Below are 19265 nucleotides of genomic sequence, written 5' to 3' on the forward strand. Positions count from 1 at the left end.
CATGACACAGCCCGTTCATTGTGAAATTGCGGTTATCGGTGCCGGCGTGGTCGGGGTGGCCACCGCCCTCTGGCTGCGGCGCCAGGGTTACCAGGTGGCGCTGCTGGAGCGCGAGGCGATTGCCAGCGGCGCCTCCTACGGCAATGCCGGGACGCTTGCGCCCTATGGCGTGATGCCGATCGCCCAGCCGTCGCTGCTCAAGGCGATACCGTCGCTGCTGTTTTCCAGGGAATCGCCCTTCGTCATCAACTGGGCACGCTTGCCGAAGTTGATGCCGTGGCTGGTGCGGTTTCTCAATGAGTGTCGGGCTTCGCGTTGCGCCGTCAACACCCAGGCCCTGAGCCAGATCCTTCAACATACTTACAGCGGTTATGCGCCGTTGTTGGCCGATTGCCCCGAGGCCGATCAACATTTGCGCCACAACGGCTGCCTGTATGCCTACGGCACCGAGCAGGGCTTTGCAGGCGCCCAGGCCGCCATCGAGTTGCGACGCTCGCTGGGCATCGCCCAACAGGTGCTGAAAGCCTCGGATGTCGAGCAGATGGAGCCGGCGCTGGCGGGCAAGGCGGTGGCCGGCATCCTGTTCCCCGAGTCGTCGCACATGGATGACCCGCGCGCCTTCATCGAAGCGCTGGCGGCACCGTTGATTGCCGACGGCAGTTTGCATCAAGCGACGATCACCGGCCTGCAACGCAAGAGCGATGGCCTGTACCTGAGCAGCACCGAAGGCAAAAGCTGGCGCGCCAACCGCGTCGTGCTGTGTGGCGGCGCATGGTCGGCAGCCCTTGCCCGCCAGGTGGGCGATAAGATCCCGCTGGATACCGAACGCGGTTATCACATCGAATTCGACAGGCCGGACACTCCGCTCAACCGCCCGTGCTGCCCGGTGGAAAGCGCGTTCTACATGACGCCCATGGCCGGTCGCCTGCGGGTGGCGGGCACGGTGGAACTCGGTTCGATCAATGATCCGGCCAATCCGAAACGCTTCGACTATCTGGAGCGCAACGTGCGCCGAGTCATGGGCCTGACCCAACCGGTGTCACGCAAGTGGCTGGGGTTCCGCCCTTCCCTGCCCGATTCGCTGCCCGTGATCGGCCCCTCGCCGAACGAGCCACGACTGATCTACGCCTTCGGCCATCAGCACCTGGGCCTGACGCTGGCCGGCGCCACCGGCCAGTTGGTGGCCGACTGCATCGCCGGCAAGGCGCCGCAGTGGCTCGACAGCTTTTCCGTGCAACGCTTCCGAGCAACGCCCATCCACAGGAGAAAACATTGATGCAAACCATCGAGCGTCATCAGACCAACACGCGCATGAGCCAGATCGTCATCCACGGCCACACCGTGTACCTGGCCGGACAAGTGGGCAACCCGCAGCACGACGTCGCCGGCCAGACCCGCGACGCCCTGGCCCGGGTCGAAGCCCTGCTGGCGCAGGCCGGCTCTTCGAAGGAACACCTGCTGCAAACCACCATCTGGCTTGCCGACATGGCGGATTTCGCCGCGATGAATGCGGTGTGGGACGCCTGGGTCCCGGAAGGGCACGCCCCGGCGCGTGCCTGCGGCGAGGCGAAACTGGCCGATCCGGCGTTGCGGGTGGAGGTCATTGTCTGCGCGGCGAAGGGATGAAGTGACGCAAAGGGCAACTTAGGGTCGTTCTGCCTTTCCTGGACGACGACAGCTCCTGAACCGGAACACATTCCCTGTAGGAGCTGCCGCAGGCTGCGATCTTTTCGGAACAACGCTCACTCAAGGCGGATCAAGCTGATCCAGCACGCGATTGGCCGTGATCTCCGCCAGCATGACGCTGTTGGAAATGCCCAACAGAGCGTTGCGTAAACCGCCGTCCAGATGATCGACGAGGTGATGGACCATCACGTCGACCGAGGCCAGTGTTTCGACCAGATAGACCATCAGGTCTTCGGTTCGGGTTTCGGGGTTGACGATGAACAGGGTGCTGGGTGTTCGGGGAGTGGCTTTGATGTCGACCGTTGAGGGGGTGTCGAGATTGGAGTCGGTGTTTGGGGGATTGGGTGAAGGTTTTATCAATTTTCGGTCTCCAGAATGTGGAGCCGTCACCCTCTCGCGACTAAACGAGTGGTGGCAGCTGTACGCAGGTTAGTCGACCGGGGAGACACGAATCCGGCGCGCCCGAAGGCGCCCTGCGCACAGCTACCATGAAGTGCAGGCATGAATATGACCTGACGATATGGATGCTAATGCGCTTCGATGTCACCACGGGCGACTAAACCCGATCACTGATGGGCAGTGACACGAATCAAATTACCCAGCAGCCCCCAGGCGCACAAGCCGGCGGATTCTGGCGTAGCCGTAGGCAACGACGCAAGGTCCTGTAGCTTTCCGGAACTAATTCCGAAGCCTTTTAAACGCGCACGGTTCAGCTATGTTTAATGCGCGTAGGCAGACTTCCCCTGCCTGCGGAATAAGGAGCCACCCCATGTCAAAGCTATACCCCAGCATCGATCCCGAGGGGCTGGTCGAGTACTCAGTGGTCTACACCGACCGCTCGCTCAACCACATGTCGCAGTCGTTCCAAGGCGTGATGAAGAACATTTCCAGCACCCTGAAACAGGTCTACAACGCCCAGGCTGTCGCGGTGGTGCCGGGCAGTGGCACGTTCGGCATGGAAGCGGTGGCGCGCCAGTTCGCCACCGGCCAGCAATGCCTGGTGATTCGCAACGGCTGGTTCAGCTATCGCTGGAGCCAGATTCTGGAGATGGGCAACATCCCGGCGGCCACCACGGTGCTCAAGGCCCGGCCGGTCGAAACCGGTCGGCAGGCGGCCTACGCCCCTCCCCCTCTGGACGAAGTGCTGGCCGCCATCCAGACGCAGAAGCCGCAGATCGTCTTCGCCCCCCACGTTGAAACCTCGTCAGGCATCATCCTGCCCGACGACTACCTGCGAGCCGTTGGCGACGCCGTGCACGCGGTGGGTGGCCTGTTCGTGCTGGACTGCATCGCCTCGGGCACGATTTGGGTGGATATGCACAAATGCGCGGTCGACCTGCTGATCAGCGCACCGCAGAAAGGCTGGAGCGCCTCCCCTTGCTGCGCCCTGGTAATGCTCAGTGCCTTGGCCCTCGAACGCATCGAACACACGCAAAGCAGCAGCTTCGCCTGTGACCTGAAAAAGTGGCTGCAGATCATGCAGGCCTACGAACAGGGTGGGCATGCCTATCACGCGACCATGCCCTGCGACTCCATCGCGCGATTCAACGAAGTGATGAAAGAGACGCAAGCCTACGGTTTCGACAAGGTCCGCGACGAGCAACAGGCGTTGGGCGATCGGGTGCGCGCAATGCTGACCGGCAAAGGCATCAAAAGCGTGGCCGCCACCGGCTTTCAGGCCCCCGGCGTCGTGGTGAGCTACACCGATGATCCGGACATCAAGAGCGGAAAGAAATTTGTCAGCCACGGCCTGCAGATCGCCGCCGGCGTGCCGTTGCAATGCGATGAGCCGGCGGACTTCCAGACCTTTCGTGTCGGGCTGTTCGGGCTTGAAAAGCTGCACAACATCGAGCGTACGGTCAGCACGCTGGAGAAGGCATTGGATGAGGTGATGGCTAGATAAGTCCTGGTATTGCCCGCAGGACGTACCGAACGCGTGAATTCCTGGAAGGCATTCTTGCGTGGGCACCTTGCGGGTTACATCGTGCTTCTATGCTGTTTTTCGACGACTTGATTGCGCATGAGGACAACGTGAGCCGAACTTTCCCTATCCTCGGAACCGCTTTTTCAGTACCCATGTTGCTGACCTGCTCAGTGCACGCCGCAACGCCACAGTCTTTCCATCAACCTCCGCTCTATGAGTTGCGCGCCACACCGTCGGGGCCACAGTGCGTGCCATCCGAAGCGGGCCTGCCCGCCTCTGTCTGGAGTCCTGCCAGCGACTACGGCCCGGAAACTTCAATGCTGTTCGAGGAAGGCAATGTGCTTGTGCTTTCCGCGGTGCACAAACCTTCCGGCGAGCATGTTTCCCATCGTTTTTACAAACGAGAAGACCTCTGCAAACAGGATCTGGAAAGAAAACCCGAAACCACTTCGCTCACCAAGACGGCCGGCGGCGATGGTTTGACTTACGTGCAGCGGCTGCAACGGGATTATGGTGCGCGGCTGCACTTCGCCACCGCGCAGGCCGAGCGCACGGTCAGGACGATCAATATCGACTGCCGCGCCATGGACGGTCGCTACCTGCCGCTGCATAACGCGTTGCTGGCACGCCTGGAAAATGCGAACGAGCCAAACGCCTGGATCGAGACACGCGTCGCTAGCGCCGGGAAAGGCCTCAAGGTCTACGACAGTGTGCATATGCGCGATGGCAAGGTGCGCAAGCCGCAGCTCATCTTTGAGGTGAACGAATGGGGCGCTGTCACTCAACATGGCGTGCGCAGCGATGTGCTGGAAAATGCTTGTTATGGGACACACGGGCCTATCTGGCAGTTCTGAGGCCTTGATGCGTTGGTGGTTGGAAAGCCTTCCCACCCACCTTCAAGCTCTCAACAAAGCATCCGCGATTGTTCCTGAAAAAGACGTCTCCACCGGCCCGGTGAGAAAGACTGAACCCTCGCCGTCCCACCTCGCCATGCGCGGCTCCATCGAGTGCGACTCCTTCATCCTCGGCGACTTCGCCCTGCTCTGCGCCATCCCGCTGCGCGATGGCTGCGACGTCCTGGACATCATCGGCCGACGCCTGCGCGCCCGGCCTTCGCCATAACCAACGCGCAAATCAACTGCGGGCTTGCTCGCGAAGGCGTCAGTTCAGGCGACATCGATGTTGAATGTACCGGCCTCTTCGCGGGCAAACCCGCTCCCACAATGTTCTGCGTTGATCACAAATGCTGCGCACGACACAAATCCACTGTAGGAGCGAGCTTGCTCGCGATGGTCGTCAACAAATCAAAAGGGGACAGAATCATTTATTAAAGAGAGATCTATCCCTTTTTGGTGAACTTATGGCAATGCGAGCGACAGCCCTTTCTCGCTTGTCATGCGCTACTGGGATCTGCTGGGCCGTTGATCCGGGAGGGCCTCGCTTGTTCTGCCAAGTGGCACTAATATAAGTGCCACTTGTCATGATAAACAGCGGGAGGCCTTATGGCTGTAAATAAACCGGACAACCAGGAACTGCCTGACAGTGGAAAAATGGAAGTCGCAGGCTACGGCAAAGGCAAGACCCTGTACGAAGGCCGTGCGGCTTACGTGCGCAAATTGGCCCATGGCCGCAAAGTCAGCGTTGTTGGGGAATCGATGGAAAAGTCCATTGCGCTTTTTCTTCGCAACGTTCGCGGCGACGACCGCATGGATGCCTACCACGCGGTGCAGAACGGTTTCCCGCTGCGCTCGGTTGTGGTTTGGGTGGACAATTCCCCTGCGTTCAAGAAAGCCAACGTGCTTTCAAAGATTATCGGATCTTCTGATCGCACCCTTGCTCGCCGGATGCAGGAGCCTGATCGGTTGCTTACCCCTGAGCAAAGCACGCGCGCTCTCTACTTCGCCGAAATCATGGAAAAGGCGACTGAGGTACTAGGCAGCAGGGACCTGGCTGAGCAGTGGATGTCGGAGCCTGCTCGCGGGCTGGACGGGCTGGCTCCAGTTGATTTGATCGCCAATGCCATAGGCTATGAGCTGGTCAATGATTTCCTGACCAGAATGGACTATGGAGTTTATTAATGGCGAAGGACCCGCTAAGCACTGACATCCACTTTTGGCGAATTGATTCGGCCCGTCATTCAGCGACGTGGCACACGGGACGTGGCGCAGAAATCGCCGGGGGGCGTTGGAATCCCAAAGGCATGCCAATCGTATATGGTGCCCTTGATGCGGCAACAGCCATTTTGGAGGTTGCCGTACACAAGGGGTTCAAGTCACTGGATAGTGAGAGCTACATTTTGACCGAGGTGCGAATACTCGACCGAGCCGAAGTACTGGTAATAAAGCCGGAAGACATCGCTAATCAGAATTGGCTGGTTCCCGGCTCACCGAGCAGAAGCCAGCAAGAGTATGGCGAATCGCTGCTAGAGAGCCGCCCGTTTGTGATTTTTCCGTCGTGTGTTTCGCGACATAGCTGGAATCTGCTAATGAATCCAGCACTCGCCGAGGGGCATTTTGAGGTCGTGCTGCAGGAGCGGTTTGCTCTGGATGGCCGTCTCAACCCGCCATAGTCCTGTCCTGTGCCCTTGGCTACCCACCAAGCCGCCAAGGTTCGGCTGGATCGCTTGCGCGAATACCGTATGAGCCTTGGGCCGCGGCCCGGCGTAGTCTGGGAGTCCATGGAAAGGGATGGTTGGAAAAAGGCACGCGGTGTGAGTGCCTGGCTGCGCCGCCTGTGCTCACCACAACACGAAGTCATACGTCAGATAAACCCGAACGTTGTCCCGATCGCTAGCATAGGTGCTTCGTGAGACAGCATGGCGCAACTCGGCCCCTACACCCTTGAACATCCCATCCTGAACAACATACTTCAGCTGGGTATTGGTTTCATGCTCCCTGGCTTCCAACCCACGGTATTCACCGCCGCTGCCGTTGTAGTAGCGGGTCATGAAGGCAAGACCAGGTATGCCCACAGTGGCGAAGTCAAAGTCGTAACGCAGCATCCAGGTGCGTTCGCCCGGCTGAATGAACTTCCCGACACTGGCGTTACTGAAGGAGTACACCGTACTCACACTCACGTACGGCAGGGCGGTGCTGCCATCGACTTTCTGATATCCGAATCCAAGTGAGTGGCCGCCCAGGCGATAGGTGAATAGCCCGCTGAACATGTCGGCATCGACAGAACCATTTCGAGCGGCACCGACGTCATCACTGACAAAGTACCGAAGATCGCTCGTCAGCTTTCCCTCCCCCACCGGAGCTGTGTACACCAGGCCGTAGAATTGCTGCCGATAGAAATCTCGCAGCTCGCCGTAATAGGTACTCAAGCTGAGCTGCTTGCTGAGGTCGTAGCGAAGGCCCGCGAAGTCGAAATCGGAGCCTTCGCTACCCGTGTATCCCTGAGGAAAGATATCGACGCTATCGGTGGAGTTCCGGGCCTTGAACTTGTCCAGGTGACCGGCATGCGCGTAGAGCCGATCGATACCGGTGTACTCGATTTGCATGCCTTGAAATGTCTGAGGCAAAAGCCGACCGTCGTTGTAGACGAGCACCGGAATCTTGGGTAACAGGGTGCCGGTGCTGACCAAGGTATTTTGCCAACGAAATTTGGCAGTCAGGCCGAGGCTTGAGTATTCGCTCGCAGCTCGCCCGTCGTCGTGCACAGGCAGCAGCCCTGTCCCTGCATGAGCCCGGCTTGAGTCCAACCGCAAGCCTGATAGCCCCAATGCCTCCATGCCGAACCCGACAGGTCCTTCAGTGAAGCCGGACTGCGCCTTGAGTATGAACCCTTGCGCCCATTCTCTTCGATCAGCACCACCGTCACGATAGTCGTCATTGAAGTAGTAATTGCGCAGGGCCAGGCGGGCCTGGGAGTCTTTGAAGAATTCTGCGACAGCCAAATCCGGGACGAGGCTGGTCATTGCACCCACGCAAGCGAGGGTGCCTGTGCTCATAAGCATGCGCATTGGAAGTCTCTGCTTAATGTTGTGATTGTTGGCAGATGGGTTAACGAACGCCTGAAATCAGTAAGGCTATCGAGGCCGGGACTGGACTCAGCGTGTTCGTGCGGCGGACACTAACGCCCTGTGAATCAAGTCACAACGTTATGTGTAAAGCGCATCACCCTATGCGCTCGGGTCTTTCTACATCGTTGGAGCAGGACGTGAACCTCAAGCAACTCGAAGCCTTTCAGGCCATCATGGCGACCGGATCTACCATCGGTGCTGCAACGCGGATGGACTTGTCCCAGTCGGCGGTCAGTCGACTGCTGACACAGCTTGAAGAGCATCTGGGCTTCGCACTGTTCCTGCGTCGCAAGGGTCGGTTGATGGCAACGCCCGAAGCTGAAGAACTGCTCGGTCAGGTCGCCTCGCTCGTCGACAACTTGCAACGCGTTCAGCGTTTGGCCGACGAACTCAGGGTTGGCCGCTCCCAGCGCAGCCTGCTCCGGGTCGCGGTACCCACCAGCATGACTCATCACCTGCTGCCAAGCATCGTTGCCGAGTTTCTGCGAGAGCGGGAGGACGTCGTTGTCGAGGTCGTCACCGGAGGCTATGACGCGTTGGAGCGTGCTGTCCTCGACCGCAGTGCCGACTTCGCGTTTGTCCGGTTGCCCGCCGAGCTGCCCGATTTCGAGGTACAACCGGTACTGGAAACCGAAGGGGTATGCGTGATGCCTGTGGGGCATGCGCTGGCAGAACACTCGAAAATCACCGTCGATCAGCTTCGAGGCGTTCCGCTGGTTCTTCTTGGCCGCCAGAGAAATCTTCGTTCAGAGCTGGATCAACGCTTTCGAGAGGCCCGTGTCACTCCACAAGTTCGGGTCGAAGTGCATTCCGTGAGTGCGGCCTGTGCGTTCGTAGCTCAAGGGATGGGCGTCTCGATCATCAACGGATTGCTTGCCCGGGATTTCGGTAATCTCCCACTGTTGACCAGGCCTCTGCGCCCCCTTCTGCCGTATCGGTTCGGTCTGATTTTCCGCAAGGATCAACCGCGTTCGAGGCTGGTGGAGGCATTCGCCGAGCACTTGAGCAACCGCCTTGCGGGCCTCTCACAAGACGGATAACGCATAGGCCAACCCGAATCACTCATAACGTTGAGCGATCACAATGAGTTGTTCTAGTGTGCCGCCATAACGCCTGGGCACCCTGAAGAACAACAATCGAGAACGCGCATTATGAACCGCTCCCACTCCCCTTCGGCATTTGCCGAACCGGTCGATGCGTCTGCATCCGCCAACCTCGTCACCCAGAATCCACCCAAGCAACTCAACCCGGCGCTGATCCTGCTGAGCATCGTCTTCATGGCACTGGCATTCACTTACCTTGTGGACTCTGGCCAATTTGAGCGCAAAGGCATTGCGGTCATCCCAGGCTCCTACCAGACCCTGCAAAAAGACTCCGGCCTCGGTCAGTTGTTTTCGATCGAGCCAAGAACCGCGAATGCCGAGGTCGCACACCCTGTTTCCCTGGTGGAGGCCTTCATGGCTATCCCTCAGGGCATCGAGAAACGCGCCGGGCTCATTTTCATGGTGCTGTTCATCGGCGGAATGTTCGGCGTCCTGAACAAGGCCGGCGCCATCGATGCCGGACTCGAGCGGATACTGGGACTCACCAGGGGCAACATCTACGTCCTGGTGCCTTGCCTGATGCTGGTGTTCTCTGCCGGGAGCACATTCATGGGCCTGGCGAAGGAATTCATTCTGATCGTCCCACTGATGGTGGCCATGGCCAACAGGCTGGGCCTTCCGAACATCATCGGCCTGGCGATTGTGGCCATCTCGGTGAAGGTCGGTTACCTGGGCTCCATCACCAACCCGGTATCGCTGGCAGTCGCTCAGCCCCTGGTGGGCGTACCGATGTTCAGCGGCCTGAACATGCGGGTGGTTGCCTATTTGACCTTCCTGGTCATCGGCATCGCTTTCGTGCTGCTGAGCATTCGCCGTCACGGTTTCGATAGCACGGCACAGTTCGACTTCAAGCAGTCGCGACTGCATCCACGTCACGCGGCAAACCTCATCATTCTGGCAATGGGCGTCGCTTTCCTGGTGTATGCATCGAACCGCTGGCACTGGAAGTATCCGGAGCTGTCCGCGTACTACCTGGCCCTCAGCATGGTCTTCACGCTGGTTGCCGGTATTGGGGCCAGTGAAGCTGCCGGCGCCTTTGTCGATGGCATGAAAAAAGTATTGATGGCGGGTGTGCTGATTGGCCTGGCGACCGCTGTCGAAATCATCCTCAGCACCGGGCAGGTACTCGACACCATCGTCAACCATCTCTCCGAACTGATCAGTGAGCATGGACCGCTGGTGTCCGCTTTCGGCATGTTCTTCGCCCAACTGGGGCTGGACGTCCTGATTCCTTCAACCTCCGGCCAGGCCGCCGTGACCATGCCGATTTTCGGCCCGCTCGGACAACTCTCGGGCGTAACACCGCAGACCACTGTGTATGCGTTTCTGCTCGGCAACGGGCTGACAAACCTCATCACACCCACCTCCAGCGGGTTGCTGATTCTGTTGGCGACGGCACAAGTGGGCTGGGGTCAATGGGCACGTTTCATCTGGCCGCTGTTCCTTGTCTTCACCGCCATTGCCCTGGCGCTCCTGAGTATCGCCGTGTACATCGGTTACTAATTTCGGGCTGCCTCGGCAGCCCTGCAGCTTCGAGTCTCAAACATGCACGTTATGAAAAACCTGATGGTGCCGATGCGCGATGGCGTTCGGCTGGCCACGGACGTTTACTTGCCCAATGCCACAAATGCTCCGCTCCCCGTCATCATTGAGCGCACCCCGTACAACAAATCCATGCCCTCTCGCTCCGAGAAACGTTTCGATGGACACCACCTCGGACGCGAGGAAATGGCAGCTGCGTTCGCCGCCAAAGGATTCGTCACCGTCTTTCAGGATTGCCGTGGGCGATATGAATCCGAAGGCGAGTTCGTCAAGTACATCAATGAAGGCGAGGACGGCTACGACACGCTTTCGTGGCTGGTCGAACAGCCCTGGTGCAACGGGCGGGTGGGAAGCATGGGCCTTTCCTACGCCGCCCATACACAGCTGGCCATGGCGTGCCTGAGCCCGCCAGGCCTGTGCACAATGGTGCTCGACTCAGGCGGCTTCGCCAACGCGTTTCATTGCGGGATTCGCCAGGGTGGCGCATTCGAATTGAAACAGGTCACCTGGGCCTACAAACAGGCCAAGGAAAGCCCAACGGCAAAGGCAGACCCGCATCTGCGGGCATCGCTGGAAAAAGAAGACATTCACCAGTGGTTTGCCAATATGCCCTGGCAATCGGGGCACTCGCCGCTGCGTCATGCGCCCGAGTACGAGGACTATCTCCTGGACCAGTGGCGACGGGGTAATTACGACTCGTACTGGCAGCAACTGGGCCTCTGCGCCGACCACTACCGGAGCACAATTCCCGATATTCCAGTGCTCCATATGTCCAGCTGGTACGACGCCTACGTCAGCTCGACTCTGGACAACTTCAATGCCTTCATTCGCCATGGCAATGCCCCTCAACGATTGATCATGGGGCCATGGCTTCACGGTGATCGGAACATCACGCACAGCGGTGACGCCGAGTACGGACTGACCGCGGCATTCGATGGCCATGTCGAGGATGACTGGCTCGCCTGTCGCTTGCGCTGGTTCGAAACCCACTTGCTCCAGGCCAGTTCCACAACGCCCCCGCCCCAACAGGTGCAGGTGTTCATCATGGGGGGTGGATCGGGCCGCAAAGACGTAAACCAGCGGATCGATCATGGTGGAGAGTGGCTGACAACAAGCCGATGGCCGTTGCCGGGTAGCCAACAGATGACACTTCATTTCCATGCTGATGGCGTACTCCGAGAGGACGCGCCTGAAAAATCGACCCGCAAAACCTATCAGGCCGATCCCCTGAACCCTGTACCAACGATTGGTGGCGCACTCACGTCGGGGGCTCCCGTGTTTGCGGGCGGCGCCTATGATCAACGCGAATCGTCCCGGTTTTTCGGTGCCAGAGGTGACAACGAGTACTTGAGCGACAGGCCGGATGTACTCAGCTTTGAAACAAACCCTTTGTCAGCGGATCTTGTGGTGGCAGGCAGCATCGAGTTCGAGCTGTGGGTAGAGACCGATGGGCTGGATACCGACTTCACAGCCAAACTCATCGATGTATACCCGCCAAGCACTGACTACCCGGAAGGTTTCGCGATGAACATCACGGACGGCATCATCCGTTGCCGCTACCGTGATTCGTGGAGTGATCCAACGCCCACCGTGCCCGGACTGTGCTTCAAGGTATCGATCACACCGTTTGCCACCTGCAATCGTTTCAAAGCCGGGCATCGGCTGCGAGTCGATATTGCGAGCAGCAACTTTCCTCGTTTCGACGTGAATCCCAACAGTGGTGAACCGCAAGGACAGGCTGTGCACAAACGGGTTGCGCTCAATACCGTCCATATGAGTCGTGAAAGGCCGTCACGGGTCAGCATGGCTGTATTGCCTGATCAGAGTTGAACGCGGGCAAGCGCAGCTTGCGGGCTATGTGCCCTGCGGTACTACCGGTGGTTCTGATAGCGTTCCGTCAAGGATTGCACGAGGCTGACATAGGATTGCGTCTCGGCGTAGGGAGGCACCCCGTTGTACTGATCCACGGACGCTTCGCCGGCGTTGTAACCTGCCAACGCCAGCGTCCGGTTGCCGTTGAAGCGTTTGAGCAACCAGGCCAGGTAGCGCACACCGCCACGAATGTTCTGTCGAGCGTCGAACGGATCGTTCACGGCGAAGCGCTCGGCGGTGGCGGGCATCAATTGCATCAGGCCTTGGGCGCCGGCTTCGGAAATGACGTTGGGGCGAAACGCCGATTCGGCATGGATCACTGCGCGCACCAGCGCCCTGTCGACACCATACTGACCCGAAGCGGCTTCGATTTCCCGCTGATAGGACCGGGTGTCCAGGCGCAGTGAGGCGACCTTGAAATCCTTCGGCATCGTGCACAGGTAGCAGCCCTTGATGTAATAGACGTCGAGCTCATCGACCCGCGCGGAGATCCCGACGGGGCGCCGGCTCACATACTGACGAACACCCTTGTGCATGAAGGTGAACACCCGAATCCGCATCGCGCCGGGGTCGTCGCCCCGGACAAAGCGTGGCTGGGCCGTTGCCTTGGCACCGGCACCGGTATCGGCGCCCGCCATGCCATTCACGCGGGTGCAGCGGGCGGTGGCGATGGTTTGGCTGGTGTAGCTGATGGCGCCGTCCCTGGATTGGCACTTGAACATGGCGCTGGCGCACAGTGGCACCACCAGCAAGGCCAGTTCGATGCCGCCAAGAAGACTCTTGCGAGCCCATCGCCATGCTCTGGAACTCATCACATCGCTCCGCGCCGCGGGTACCTGTCAGGCTGGGGGGGGGTGGTCAGGGCGCAGCCTTTGGAGGGCATGTGCACCGTCTGTTGCACTGACAGTTATACCCCTTGTAATCGGCCATGGAACTTGCGTTGACGTACGGGCTGCCGGTGTACCCGCAAGCGCCAGCGGACGGAGGAGACCGATGACACTGGGTGTGATGCCCAGCGGTGTTTGCACCACCATCGCGAGCAAGCTCGGCTCCTACAGGTCCCACAGTGGATTGGTGTCGAGACTCATGAGACACGCGCATGACAGCATTGGCGAAAAATACAGAACGTTTCAGTCAACCCCAAGGTCAGTCTTATGAGGGCAGCGAAAGCGCCGCAGTGCGCTGCTCTCCCAGAACCTGCAAAGGAATTGACCTGATGACGATTTCCCGACGCACCTTTCTGATCGTAGGAGCCGTGACCGCCGCCAGTGTCGCGCTACCGCCCTTCATTTGCGCACGGGCCAGCGCCGCCAACGCCGCCCGTCCGATCAACGCCAAGGTGTCGATCGAGGTGAACGGCCACCAGCACGCCCTGGACCTCGACACCCGCACCACGCTGCTCGATACCCTGCGCGAACAGCTGCACCTGACCGGCACCAAGAAAGGTTGCGACCATGGCCAGTGCGGCGCCTGCACAGTGATCGCCGACGGCCGGCGCATCAATTCCTGCCTGACCCTGGCGGTGATGCACGAAGGTTCGAAAATCACCACCATCGAGGGTCTCGGCACGCCGCAACAGTTGCACCCGATGCAGGCCGCTTTCATCAAGCACGACGGTTATCAGTGCGGGTACTGCACGCCGGGGCAGATTTGCTCGGCGGTGGCGGTACTGGGGGAAATCCGCGATGGCATTCCCAGCCACGCCAGCCCCAGTCTGACCGAGCCACCGAAGCTGATTGCCCGTGAAATCCAGGAACGCATGAGCGGCAACATCTGCCGCTGCGGCGCCTACTCCAACATCATCGAGGCGATCAGCGAAGTCGCGGAGGCGAGCGCATGAAACCCTTTGCCTACCTGCGAGCCAAATCACCCGCCGACGCCGCCGCCCTCGCCGCCCAGGCCAACGGGTCGCGCTTCATTGCCGGCGGCACCAACCTGCTCGACCTGATGAAGCTGGAAATCGAAACGCCCACCCATCTGATCGACGTCAACGGTGCCGGCCTGGACCGGATCGAAGCCACGGCCGATGGCGGCCTGCGCATCGGCGCGCTGGTGCGCAACACCGACCTCGCCGCCGACTCGCGGGTGCGCAAAGACTATGGGGTGCTGGCGCGGGCCCTGCTCGCCGGCGCCTCCGGCCAGCTACGCAACATGGCAACCACCGCTGGCAACCTGCTGCAACGCACCCGCTGCCCGTATTTCTACGACCCCAACCAGGCCTGCAACAAACGCCAGCCCGGCAGCGGCTGCTCGGCCATCGACGGCGTCAGTCGGCAACTGGGCATCATCGGTGTCAGCAGCGCCTGCATCGCCACCCATCCCAGCGACATGACCGTGGCCATGCGTTTGCTAGATGCCCAGATCGAGACGGTGAAACCCGACGGCACCACCCGGGTCATTCCCATGGCCGATTTGCATAGACTGCCCGGTACCACGCCCAACATCGAAACCAGCCTGACCGCCAATGAGTTGATCACCGCTGTCACGCTGCCACCGCCCCTTGGCGGTACGCACCTTTATCAGAAGGTTCGAGATCGGTCGTCTTACGCCTTCGCCCTGGTATCCGTGGCCGCCGTGATCCAGAAGGATGGCAGCGGTCGAATCGCCCTTGGCGGCGTCGCGCCCAAACCCTGGCGCGTGGAGGGTGCCGAAGCGCGGATGGCCCAAGGCGCAAAAGCGGTGGCCGGGCAACTGCTCGCCGGCGCCACCCCCACCCATGACAACGCCTTCAAACTGACCCTGGTCGAGCGCACGCTGGCTGCGGTGATGGCCCAAGCGAGGGAACAGGCATGAAATTCGATACCCCGGCCACCACCAATCCCATCGATCAATTGCAGGTCGTGGGCAAGGCCACTCCCCGCATCGAGGGCCCGTTGAAAACCACCGGCACCGCCCATTACGCCTACGAGCATCACGACGTCGCGCCGAACCAGGCCTATGGCGTGGTGATCGGTTCGGCCATCGCCAAGGGGCGCATCGCCTCGATGAATCTGGAGGCTGCCCAGGCCGCGCCCGGAGTGCTGGCCATCGTCACGGCGGCCAACGCCGGCAAGCTCGGCAAAGGCAAATACAACACGGCGAAACTGCTGGGCGGGCCGCAGATCCAGCACTACCACCAGGCCGTCGCGCTGGTGGTGGCGGATACCTTTGAGCAGGCCCGCACCGCCGCGCAGATGGTCGACATTCGCTACGAGCGCGCCGAGGGCATGTTTGATCTGGCGGCCACCCGCGAGTCGGGCAAGGAAGACAAGGAGCAGATGCCCGATACCCTGCACGGAGATTTCGAGGGAGCATTCGCCGCCGCACCCGTGCAACTGGACGCCACCTACACCACACCGGATCAGGCCCACGCCATGATGGAGCCGTTCGCCTCAATGGCGGCGTGGGACGACAACAAACTGACCCTGTGGACCTCGAACCAAATGATCGATTGGTCCGTGACGGACCTTGCGACCACCCTCGGCATCGACAAACAGAATGTGCGTTTGATCTCGCCCTACATTGGCGGCGGCTTCGGCGGCAAGCTGTTCCTGCGCGCCGATGCGGTGCTGGCGGCGCTTGGCGCGCGCATGGCAAAGCGGCCGGTGAAAGTCGCCCTCGCCCGGCCCTTGATGTTCAACAACTCGACGCACCGCCCCGCCACTATTCAGCGCATTCGTATCGGATGCACCGCCGAAGGCAAGATCATCGCCTCGGCTCACGAAGGCTGGAACGGCGGCCTGCCCGACGGCAAGGTCGAGTTGGCGGCGCAACCGAGCAAACTGCTGTACGCGGGGGAGAACCGTCGGGTGACCATGCGCCTGTCGACCCTCGACCTCCCCGAAGGCAACGCCATGCGCGCGCCGGGGGAAGCGCCAGGGATGATGGCCCTGGAAATCGCCATGGATGAAATGGCGCACAAACTGAAGCTGGACCCGGTGGAATTTCGCATCCTCAATGACACCCAGGTCGATCCGGTCGACCCCAAGCGCCCCTTCTCCCAGCGCCACCTGACCGAATGCCTGCGCACTGGCGCAGAACGATTCGGCTGGAACAAGCGCGCGGCGCAACCGGGTACGCAGCGTGAGGGTCGCTGGTTGCTCGGCATGGGAATGGCGGTGGCGTTTCGCAACAACCTGCTGGTCAAGTCGGGAGCGCGGGTGAGGTTGAATCCGCAAGGCATCGTCACCGTCGAAACCGACATGACCGATATCGGCACCGGCAGCTACACGATCATCGGCCAAACCGCGGCCGAGATGATGGGCGTGAGCCTGGACAAGGTGGTAGTGCGCCTTGGCGATTCGAGCTTTCCGGTGTCGGCGGGGTCTGGCGGGCAGTTTGGCGGCAATTGCTCGACGGCCGGGGTGTATGCCGCTTGCGTCAAGCTGCGAGAAGCCGTCGCGCAGCGCTTGGGTGTGAAGGTGGACGATGCGACATTTGCCGAGGGCGAAGTACGGACTGGCGATCAACGCATACCGCTGCAAGACGCCGCGCAAGCCGGGGAGCTGGTGGCCGAAGACTCGATCGAGTTCGGCGAGCTGAGCAAGAAATTCCAGCAATCGACCTTCGGCGCGCACTTCGTCGAAGTTGCGGTGGACAGCGCCACGGGCGAAACCCGAGTGCGGCGCATGCTCGCGGTGTGCGCAGCCGGGCGCATCCTCAACCCGACCTCAGCCCGAAGCCAAGTAATCGGCGCGATGACCATGGGTGTGGGAGCGGCACTGATGGAAGAGTTAGCCGTGGACAAACGCCTGGGCTTTTTCGTCAATCACGACCTGGCCGGCTACGAAGTGCCGGTGCATGCCGACATTCCTCACCAGGAAGTGATCTTCCTCGACGAAACCGACCCGGTGTCCTCGCCGATGAAGGCCAAGGGTGTCGGTGAACTGGGTATCTGCGGGGTCAGCGCGGCGATTGCCAATGCGATCTACAACGCGACAGGGATTCGGGTCCGTGAGTACCCGATTACCTTGGACAAGATGCTGGATCGATTGCCGCCGATGACTTGATGGGTTCTGTGTCGAACCACAACGCTGACTTTTTCAAAAGAATCGGCCGATTTCAGCCTGTCGCTCACCCAACCGCTCAACCAACCACTTCGAATCGATAGCCCATCCCTCCTGAAATTTCAGCTGATTAGTTACGCCATGTATTAACTGATATTTCAAATCGTCCGTTTATCTTGCTGATCATCATAAATATAGTGACCCCATCGCTCTCCAGAAGCACAGCCAAGTTCAATATTCCATAAAAAACCGGCGATATTGGCTTGCCGGCGGAAGGAGGGGGGTATCACAAAGTTGAGCACTAAAATGACCACATCGAGCCTATGTCTGCCGAAACGGTACTGATAATTCGAGCATCAACTAGCGCTCGTGGCCCTGAACAGAACTCAGGTCAATCAATCGCAGTTCATTCCATAAAATTGGAGCTCTACCATTATGAAATCACAACGTATCGTAAGCGCCACTCTCGCCTTTAGCATGCTGTTGGGTGGGAGCTTCATCGCAGGTCAAGCCCTTGCCGCCGACACGGCTGCCAGCCCCCCAAAATCCGCCAGTTCCTCCCCCAACCAGTTTCTGATTGATAAGGTCAGCCCGGAATACTGGCGAGTGCAGATCAACAACCCGCCTTTCAACATATATGGTCCGGATTCAACCTTACAGTTCGAGAAAGTGGTTAGCGCGATAGAAAACGACGCCAAACTCAAGGTGGTGGTTTTTGAAAGCAAGGTGCCTGGCTTTTTCCTGACCCACTACGACTTCGCGGAGCCCCTGGAGCGGACCCTGGAAATGCCCAACGGGAAGACCGGCCTGCCGCCCCTTCCGGACATGTTGGTACGCCTGAGCAAGTCCCCGGTGGTTTCCATCGCGATGATCAACGGCCGCGCCTCTGGCGTGGGCAGCGAACTGGCCCTGGCCAGCGATATGCGTTTTGCCAGCGACAAGGCAGTACTTTCCCAATTTGAAATCGGCGCCGGCTTTGTTCCAGGCGGAGGCCCAATGGCGCGCCTGCCACGCCTTATCGGCCGCGGCCGTGCATTAGAAGTCCTGCTAAGCGGTAACGACATCGACGGCAAGCTGGCCGAGCGTTATGGGTACGTAAACCGCAGCTTTCCCGAAAACGAGCTGAACGGCTTCGTCGATGCCCTGGCCCGCCGCATCGCCACCTTCGACAAGCAATCTCTGGGCGAGATCAAGGATCTGGTGAACGTAGCTTCCCTCCCTTCAAACGAAGACGTCGGGAAGGAATGGCCCGCTTTTCTCAACTCTGTTCGACGCCCTGCCGCCCAACACCATATCGGCCGCCTGATGGAACTAGGCCTGCAACAAAAAGCTGATGTGGAAATCAATCTGCCCAAGTACACCGGCCAGGTCAGTGCCGAGAAAAACTGAGGCGCAGAAGACTGCAACAGTGCCGGTTTACCGGGGCTGGGCCAAGCTTAGCCCCTTTATTCCAGCAAGATATCTCTAATGAAAGACGAAATTTTTGTTACCTGAAAGCTGAGGTCCAAAAGGGGACAGATTTTAGATCTGTCCCCTTTTTGTCCTGTCCAGAGGACATGAACTTTTTCGTCCAGGGAGATAGGCGACCAGGACCTTAGGGTTGCAGGAAAAATATCGGCACGATACCCTCCCACCCGTCGCTGCCAAATCAGCGACCGGGTGTGGTAACCCGATGTATTAAGGCGCAACAGCGCCCCCATCACGTATGCAGGCGTTTTTTTATGCCCGCAGACGTGAGTTATGGCGGCTGTGCGTGGGACGCCCTCGGGCGTGCCGGTTTCCTTGATACCCGGTTTACCACCCTGCGCACAGCTGTCACCCATTCGTGTGGTAACGAACGTGGCAGCTCCTGAAGTTTCGTATCAAGGAGTTAGATCATGTGCACTAAAAGTCCGTACAAAACCTGGCCTTCCCCCCTACGCAGTCCCCAATCGCGTAACCCCCTCCCCCATTGCCTCTCCCTCACCGGAGGTGGCCAATGACCGAACAACCCGAACTCAAAACCATCGGCCTGACACCCGCGATCTATTGCGCGGATCAACCGCTGTTCCATGTCACTCGCGACGTTCCGCTCGGTGATGCGTTGAGCATGGCTTCCGATTTTCTGTTTCTTGCCAAGGCGCTGACCA

18 protein-coding genes are annotated in these 19265 nt (G+C 59.8%); 15 read left to right on the forward strand and 3 right to left on the reverse strand.

Annotation, left to right across the window (positions count from 1 at the left end):
* Window position 1 precedes the first annotated feature (1 nt).
* Window positions 2-1276 (forward strand): FAD-binding oxidoreductase, encoded by a 1275-nt coding sequence (locus tag HNO86_RS21485; protein WP_175378932.1) that lies wholly within the window; start codon window positions 2-4, stop codon window positions 1274-1276.
* Window positions 1276-1626, forward strand: a complete 351-nt coding sequence (locus HNO86_RS21490; protein WP_175378933.1) for a RidA family protein — start codon at window positions 1276-1278, stop codon at window positions 1624-1626. Before HNO86_RS21485 ends, HNO86_RS21490 begins: the two co-directional genes overlap by 1 nt.
* A gap of 120 nt (window positions 1627-1746) precedes the next feature.
* On the opposite strand, the gene HNO86_RS21495 is transcribed toward HNO86_RS21490, so the two are convergent.
* Window positions 1747-2046: a DUF6124 family protein gene (locus HNO86_RS21495; RefSeq protein WP_256672709.1), complete on the reverse strand. Its 300-nt coding sequence runs from the start codon at window positions 2044-2046 to the stop codon at window positions 1747-1749.
* A gap of 409 nt (window positions 2047-2455) precedes the next feature.
* On the opposite strand from HNO86_RS21495, the gene HNO86_RS21500 reads away from it, so the two are divergent.
* From HNO86_RS21500 to HNO86_RS21520, 5 genes are all read left to right on the forward strand, one after another.
* On the forward strand, window positions 2456-3589 hold the full coding sequence (locus HNO86_RS21500) for an aminotransferase class V-fold PLP-dependent enzyme (protein ID WP_175378934.1): 1134 nt from the start codon (window positions 2456-2458) through the stop codon (window positions 3587-3589).
* 89 nt (window positions 3590-3678) lie between these two features.
* Window positions 3679-4464, forward strand: a complete 786-nt coding sequence (locus HNO86_RS21505; protein ID WP_175378935.1) for a hypothetical protein — start codon at window positions 3679-3681, stop codon at window positions 4462-4464.
* A gap of 100 nt (window positions 4465-4564) precedes the next feature.
* On the forward strand, window positions 4565-4732 hold the full coding sequence (locus tag HNO86_RS21510) for a hypothetical protein (protein ID WP_175378864.1): 168 nt from the start codon (window positions 4565-4567) through the stop codon (window positions 4730-4732).
* A gap of 380 nt (window positions 4733-5112) precedes the next feature.
* Window positions 5113-5688 (forward strand): antitoxin Xre/MbcA/ParS toxin-binding domain-containing protein, encoded by a 576-nt coding sequence (locus tag HNO86_RS21515; protein ID WP_256672710.1) that lies wholly within the window; start codon window positions 5113-5115, stop codon window positions 5686-5688.
* On the forward strand, window positions 5688-6179 hold the full coding sequence (locus HNO86_RS21520; protein WP_175378936.1) for an RES family NAD+ phosphorylase: 492 nt from the start codon (window positions 5688-5690) through the stop codon (window positions 6177-6179). Before HNO86_RS21515 ends, HNO86_RS21520 begins: the two co-directional genes overlap by 1 nt.
* Before the next feature lie 168 nt (window positions 6180-6347).
* Here the strand turns inward: HNO86_RS21520 and HNO86_RS21525 are convergent, their stop codons facing one another.
* Window positions 6348-7574: an OprD family porin gene (locus HNO86_RS21525; RefSeq protein ID WP_175378937.1), complete on the reverse strand. Its 1227-nt coding sequence runs from the start codon at window positions 7572-7574 to the stop codon at window positions 6348-6350.
* Window positions 7575-7771: 197 nt separating this feature from the next.
* On the opposite strand from HNO86_RS21525, the gene HNO86_RS21530 reads away from it, so the two are divergent.
* From HNO86_RS21530 to HNO86_RS21540, 3 genes are all read left to right on the forward strand, one after another.
* Window positions 7772-8674 carry a LysR substrate-binding domain-containing protein gene (locus HNO86_RS21530; RefSeq protein WP_175378938.1) on the forward strand — a complete coding sequence of 301 codons (903 nt, stop codon included), beginning with the start codon at window positions 7772-7774 and terminating at the stop codon, window positions 8672-8674.
* A gap of 111 nt (window positions 8675-8785) precedes the next feature.
* Window positions 8786-10240 carry a YfcC family protein gene (locus tag HNO86_RS21535; RefSeq protein WP_175378939.1) on the forward strand — a complete coding sequence of 485 codons (1455 nt, stop codon included), beginning with the start codon at window positions 8786-8788 and terminating at the stop codon, window positions 10238-10240.
* A 42-nt stretch (window positions 10241-10282) separates the two neighbouring features.
* A complete protein-coding gene (locus HNO86_RS21540; protein WP_175378940.1) occupies window positions 10283-12109 on the forward strand; it encodes a CocE/NonD family hydrolase in 1827 nt (608 codons plus the stop codon).
* A 41-nt stretch (window positions 12110-12150) separates the two neighbouring features.
* Here HNO86_RS21540 and HNO86_RS21545 read toward each other — a convergent pair whose 3' ends face one another.
* Window positions 12151-12963, reverse strand: a complete 813-nt coding sequence (locus HNO86_RS21545; RefSeq protein WP_175378941.1) for a lytic transglycosylase domain-containing protein — start codon at window positions 12961-12963, stop codon at window positions 12151-12153.
* 404 nt (window positions 12964-13367) lie between these two features.
* On the opposite strand from HNO86_RS21545, the gene paoA reads away from it, so the two are divergent.
* The 5 genes from paoA to HNO86_RS21570 all read left to right on the forward strand — a co-directional run.
* On the forward strand, window positions 13368-13991 hold the full coding sequence (gene paoA / locus HNO86_RS21550; RefSeq protein WP_175378942.1) for an aldehyde dehydrogenase iron-sulfur subunit PaoA: 624 nt from the start codon (window positions 13368-13370) through the stop codon (window positions 13989-13991).
* On the forward strand, window positions 13988-14944 hold the full coding sequence (locus HNO86_RS21555; RefSeq protein ID WP_175378943.1) for a xanthine dehydrogenase family protein subunit M: 957 nt from the start codon (window positions 13988-13990) through the stop codon (window positions 14942-14944). Before paoA ends, HNO86_RS21555 begins: the two co-directional genes overlap by 4 nt.
* Window positions 14941-17139 carry an aldehyde oxidoreductase molybdenum-binding subunit PaoC gene (gene paoC / locus HNO86_RS21560; protein ID WP_175378944.1) on the forward strand — a complete coding sequence of 733 codons (2199 nt, stop codon included), beginning with the start codon at window positions 14941-14943 and terminating at the stop codon, window positions 17137-17139. The genes HNO86_RS21555 and paoC overlap by 4 nt, the downstream gene beginning before the upstream one ends.
* A gap of 432 nt (window positions 17140-17571) precedes the next feature.
* Window positions 17572-18525 carry an enoyl-CoA hydratase/isomerase family protein gene (locus HNO86_RS21565; RefSeq protein ID WP_175378945.1) on the forward strand — a complete coding sequence of 318 codons (954 nt, stop codon included), beginning with the start codon at window positions 17572-17574 and terminating at the stop codon, window positions 18523-18525.
* Between the two features lie 589 nt (window positions 18526-19114).
* Window positions 19115-19265 (forward strand): DUF3077 domain-containing protein (locus HNO86_RS21570; RefSeq protein WP_175375277.1); only part of this gene is annotated, 151 nt, incomplete at its 3' end.

Source organism: Pseudomonas sp. C1C7 (genome assembly GCF_013359595.1).
In the GTDB taxonomy this organism is placed as follows: Bacteria; Pseudomonadota; Gammaproteobacteria; order Pseudomonadales; family Pseudomonadaceae; genus Aquipseudomonas.